Source organism: Bacillus timonensis (assembly GCF_000285535.1).
Lineage (GTDB): Bacteria > Bacillota > Bacilli > Bacillales > Bacillaceae_L > Ferdinandcohnia > Ferdinandcohnia timonensis.
The window spans coordinates 1-2,929 of record NZ_HE610995.1; the positions used below are offsets into that span (position 1 = coordinate 1).

A 2,929-nucleotide genomic window follows, 5' to 3' on the forward strand; every position below is an offset into this window, starting at 1 on the left:
GTCCTCGATCGATTAGTATCAGTCAGCTGCACATGTCACCATGCTTCCACCTCTGACCTATCAACCTCGTCATCTTCGAGGGATCTTACTAGTTTAACACTATGGGAAATCTCATCTTGAGGGGGGCTTCATGCTTAGATGCTTTCAGCACTTATCCCTTCCACACATAGCTACCCAGCTATGCCCTTGGCAGGACAACTGGTACACCAGCGGTGTGTCCATCCCGGTCCTCTCGTACTAAGGACAGCTCCTCTCAAATTTCCTACGCCCACGACGGATAGGGACCGAACTGTCTCACGACGTTCTGAACCCAGCTCGCGTACCGCTTTAATGGGCGAACAGCCCAACCCTTGGGACCGACTACAGCCCCAGGATGCGATGAGCCGACATCGAGGTGCCAAACCTCCCCGTCGATGTGGACTCTTGGGGGAGATAAGCCTGTTATCCCCGGGGTAGCTTTTATCCGTTGAGCGATGGCCCTTCCATGCGGAACCACCGGATCACTAAGCCCGACTTTCGTCCCTGCTCGACTTGTAGGTCTCGCAGTCAAGCTCCCTTGTGCCTTTACACTCTACGAATGATTTCCAACCATTCTGAGGGAACCTTTGGGCGCCTCCGTTACTCTTTAGGAGGCGACCGCCCCAGTCAAACTGCCCACCTGACACTGTCTCCAAGGCCGATAAGGCCTTCGGGTTAGAATTTCAATACAGCCAGGGTAGTATCCCACCGACGCCTCCACCGAAGCTGGCGCTCCGGCTTCCAAGGCTCCTACCTATCCTGTACAAGCTGTACCAAAATTCAATATCAGGTTGCAGTAAAGCTCCACGGGGTCTTTCCGTCCTGTCGCGGGTAACCTGCATCTTCACAGGTACTATAATTTCACCGAGTCTCTCGTTGAGACAGTGCCCAGATCGTTACACCTTTCGTGCGGGTCAGAACTTACCTGACAAGGAATTTCGCTACCTTAGGACCGTTATAGTTACGGCCGCCGTTTACTGGGGCTTCGATTCAGAGCTTCGCTTGCGCTAACCCCTCCTCTTAACCTTCCAGCACCGGGCAGGTGTCAGCCCCTATACTTCGCCTTGCGGCTTCGCAGAGACCTGTGTTTTTGCTAAACAGTCGCCTGGGCCTATTCACTGCGGCTTTTCAGGGCTATTCACCCTAAAAAGCACCCCTTCTCCCGAAGTTACGGGGTCATTTTGCCGAGTTCCTTAACGAGAGTTCTCTCGATCACCTTAGGATTCTCTCCTCGCCTACCTGTGTCGGTTTGCGGTACGGGCACCATTTACCTCGCTAGAAGCTTTTCTTGGCAGTGTGGAATCAGGAACTTCGGTACTATATTTCCCTCGCCATCACAGCTCAACCTTACGGTAAGCGGATTTGCCTACTTACCAGTCTAACTGCTTGGACGCACATATCCAACAGTGCGCTTACCCTATCCTCCTGCGTCCCTCCATCGCTCAAACGGTAAAGAGGTGGTACAGGAATATCAACCTGTTGTCCATCGCCTACGCTTTTCAGCCTCGGCTTAGGTCCCGACTAACCCTGAGCGGACGAGCCTTCCTCAGGAAACCTTAGGCATTCGGTGGAGGGGATTCTCACCCCTCTTTCGCTACTCATACCGGCATTCTCACTTCTAAGCGCTCCACCAGTCCTCTCGGTCTGACTTCACGGCACTTAGAACGCTCTCCTACCATTGTTCGTAAGAACAATCCACAGCTTCGGTGATACGTTTAGCCCCGGTACATTTTCGGCGCAGAGTCACTCGACCAGTGAGCTATTACGCACTCTTTAAATGGTGGCTGCTTCTAAGCCAACATCCTGGTTGTCTAAGCAACTCCACATCCTTTTCCACTTAACGTATACTTTGGGACCTTAGCTGGTGGTCTGGGCTGTTTCCCTCTTGACTACGGATCTTATCACTCGCAGTCTGACTCCCGAGAATCAAGTCTTTGGCATTCGGAGTTTGACTGAATTCGGTAACCCGATGAGGGCCCCTAGTCCAATCAGTGCTCTACCTCCAAGACTCTAACTCGAGGCTAGCCCTAAAGCTATTTCGGAGAGAACCAGCTATCTCCAAGTTCGATTGGAATTTCTCCGCTACCCACACCTCATCCCCGCACTTTTCAACGTGCGTGGGTTCGGGCCTCCATTCAGTGTTACCTGAACTTCACCCTGGACATGGGTAGATCACCTGGTTTCGGGTCTACGACCACGTACTATTACGCCCTATTCAGACTCGCTTTCGCTGCGGCTCCGTCTCTTCAACTTAACCTTGCACGGGATCGTAACTCGCCGGTTCATTCTACAAAAGGCACGCCATCACACATAAATGTGCTTTGACTACTTGTAGGCACACGGTTTCAGGTTCTCTTTCACTCCCCTTCCGGGGTGCTTTTCACCTTTCCCTCACGGTACTGGTTCACTATCGGTCACTAGGGAGTATTTAGCCTTGGGAGATGGTCCTCCCAGCTTCCGACGGGATTTCTCGTGTCCCGCCGTACTCAGGATCCACTCAAGAGAGAACGAAGTTTCGACTACAGGGTTGTTACCTTCTCTGACGGACCTTTCCAGGTCGCTTCGTCTACTCCGTTCTTTTGTAACTCCGTATAGAGTGTCCTACAACCCCAAGAGGCAAGCCTCTTGGTTTGGGCTATCTTCCGTTTCGCTCGCCGCTACTCAGGAAATCGCGTTTGCTTTCTCTTCCTCCGGGTACTAAGATGTTTCAGTTCCCCGGGTCTACCTTCTCTTACCCTATGAATTCAGGCAAGGATACTACTCCATTACGAGCAGTGGGTTTCCCCATTCGGAAATCTTCGGATCAAAGCTTACTTACAGCTCCCCGAAGCATATCGGTGTTAGTACCGTCCTTCATCGGCTCCTAGTGCCAAGGCATTCACCGTGCGCCCTTCATAACTTAACCTATATC

At 52.1% G+C, this 2,929-nt stretch carries 1 rRNA gene; it reads right to left on the minus strand.

Annotated features, from left to right (window positions below):
* Window positions 1-2,923: ribosomal RNA gene (locus BTHG_RS23745) — 23S ribosomal RNA — on the minus strand; the annotation flags it as partial.
* Between the last annotated feature and the right edge of the window lie 6 nt (window positions 2,924-2,929).